Origin of the sequence: Paraburkholderia sp. GAS41 (genome assembly GCF_050436545.1) — a bacterium.
Classification (GTDB): domain Bacteria; phylum Pseudomonadota; class Gammaproteobacteria; order Burkholderiales; family Burkholderiaceae; genus Paraburkholderia.
Genome location: NZ_JBNDMK010000074.1, coordinates 1 through 2504, shown reverse-complemented (window position 1 = coordinate 2504; position 2504 = coordinate 1). Strand labels below are relative to the sequence as shown.

The window sequence follows — 2504 nt, the reverse complement described above, 5'->3', positions numbered from 1 at the left end:
GCTTTCCACGATTTGCCTAGGCTTGAAACTAGTCACAAGACTCCCTCTTATTTTAAGGGGTGTCTCGTGTCCTGAGAATCAAGGGGCTACTCCACTCGCCCCCAAGCTAGATGGCAAAGGCTGACGAGGTTGACGCCCAGACGCCTGGCTTGGGTGCGCAGGCGGTCATTGAGCGCCTGCGGCACAATGCAGTGTGACTGCTGCACCTGACTACCGTCGCTGTGCACGTCAAGCAGGCCGAATGGTGCGGTGGGTTCGTCGATGTCGCGAAGCATCGAACGAAAGAAGCGTTCATGCTCGTCCAGGCTGACGCCCAGGCGAGCCTGGGCCACCAGATTGCGGAATGGCTGCGGAGCAGCGAGCGCATGCTCGGTACCACCCATGAAGGCCAGGATTTCCGCGTTCATCGACTCGAACGTGGAGTGATCGGCGATCAGATGGTGTAGCAGTAGCAGCACATGCCAGCTTCCATCGGCCTCCTCGGCAGTGACAAAGCGCTGCAGCGGAGCCTGCCCGAGATTGATGCGGCGGTGACGCGGGCTGAAACGACGGAGCAGTTGCTCACCGACGGGTCCGTCACCGGGATCAACGGACGTTTCGGTGATGGCGAGCGGTGAATGGCGCAAGACGACCTGAGCGGGTGAAGATAGTCTCTCCCAGACGAATGCTGTGCGCAGGATGTCGTGCCGGTCAATAACCCGTTGCATGGCAGCAAGGTAATGATCGAGCAAAGCACGATTGTCAAAGTTCATCTGCGAAACCAGCAGGTATGGATCGCCTTCGCTTGCCAGCAGATGGTGGAAAAGTATGCCGTCCTGCAACGGAGAAAGTGCGTAGATATCCTGAACGTTTTCAATGCCACCTGGGATCTGCGCGATGATGTGGTCGATATCGTCCTGATTCAGTTCGATTAGTGGCAGTATCTCCGGCGTGATCTTTTCAGTATGCAAAGCAATGCCGTTCAACGGAACAGCAAGTTCCGTTTCTGCCAACACAATTTGATATTTGATATTTGATATCCACAACGAATTCTCCCAGATTAGACATTTTAAAAACATAGATAGCAAGCGTGAATTCCAGCGCACTTGCACCTCGAGACTATTAAACGGTGCGGTCGCTGAGGTTCACTAACGAGCCATGACGCATGGCTACACCACCTGGCTGTCCTGTCGATCTTTAACGTTCGTGCTCCATAAGAAGAAGCAATTCATAATGCAACACACTGTCACGGCTGTGGACATAACATATCCTGATAAGGATTGCCATGTTCTGGGGAATATCGGTGACTCACGCACAGGACGAGGCGCGCTTTTCAGATCGGCTGGCCAATGGACAAGCGATCCAATTGAAAACTGCGCGCCCCAATCTCAAAGGCGGTGGCAAAGTTAACGGTCTCGCCCTGGTCAACCCAACGAGCAAGACGCCTCGGGTCGTGGGTGTCCCGCTTAAGCAATTCGATATCCTCGTGCTCACGGTCACGGAACAGAGACACCTTAGTTGCATTAGCATCAATCGATGTGCTTAGTATATTGCTGAAACGGTATGGTGGTTAGAAACAGCCTCGTTGCTCCTTGCAGGAGAAGAGCCTCTGAGAGGTGCGACGGGGCGACGAAGGCTCCTGCCAATGAAAAATGATGTTTGATATCCACAACAACGTCCCCCAGTCCGGTCGCTTTCGGGCATATCGATAACACTTTGTACAAGGCAGCGGTTGAACGACCGCATGGGAAATAGCTGCCCCGACGTCGATTGATATTTAGATCTTGGATAGTTGCCATTTTTCTGCAGGCACGGTAACCGGGCGGGTCGTTTATCTCGTTGGTGTCAAACGCAATCTCAAGTTGATACAGCTTCGGACGCAAACGCAATTTGAATTTGATACACCGATGCATACGGTTATTAGCTGAGTGCTGCCTCCTTCGAATTGCGTTTGCGTATGACGTCGTCCGCGTCGTTCAGGTGCGGCGGTGGGATGCGGTTAATCATGCCGGCCTGACGTTTTTCCTTCAGCCTGTACGAGTCGCCGGAGATTGGCACGACGTGTGCGTGGTGAAGCAGCCGGTCGAGGAGCGCCGCCGTGAGCGTTGCATCGTCAGCGAAGGTCTGATCCCACTGGCCGAACGGCAGATTGCTGGTCAGGATGAGGCTGCCGGTTTCGTATCGTTTGGCGACCACCTGGAAGAGCAGGTTTGCCTGCTCCCGGTCCATCGGCAGATATCCCATCTCGTCAATGATGAGAAGCTTGTAGGGCTTCGTGATCCGCTTGATGGTTTCCTCGAGCTGGTTACGGCGCAACGCCGTCGTCAATTGCATCAGCAGGTCGGCGGCAGTGATGAAGCGGGTGCGACACCCGGCCTGCGTTGCGCGATATCCGAGCGCGACAGCAAGATGGGTTTTACCGACGCCACTCGAACCCGCAACACACTGCCCATTGTCATCACGATGATGTGGTCATCCGCTATCCATTTCACCCCCGCTTTGGCGAGCGGATAACCGTCATCGGA

General features: G+C 54.6%; 1 protein-coding gene and 1 pseudogene. Both read right to left on the bottom strand.

Annotated features, from left to right (window positions below):
• Nucleotides 1-86: 86 nt before the first annotated feature.
• Complete coding sequence (locus P3T43_RS35555) at nucleotides 87-1025, bottom strand: condensation domain-containing protein (protein WP_429285654.1); 939 nt, start codon at nucleotides 1023-1025, stop codon at nucleotides 87-89.
• A gap of 874 nt (nucleotides 1026-1899) precedes the next feature.
• Nucleotides 1900-2415 (bottom strand): annotated as a pseudogene (locus P3T43_RS35550) (ATP-binding protein); the annotation flags it as partial.
• Between the last annotated feature and the right edge of the window lie 89 nt (nucleotides 2416-2504).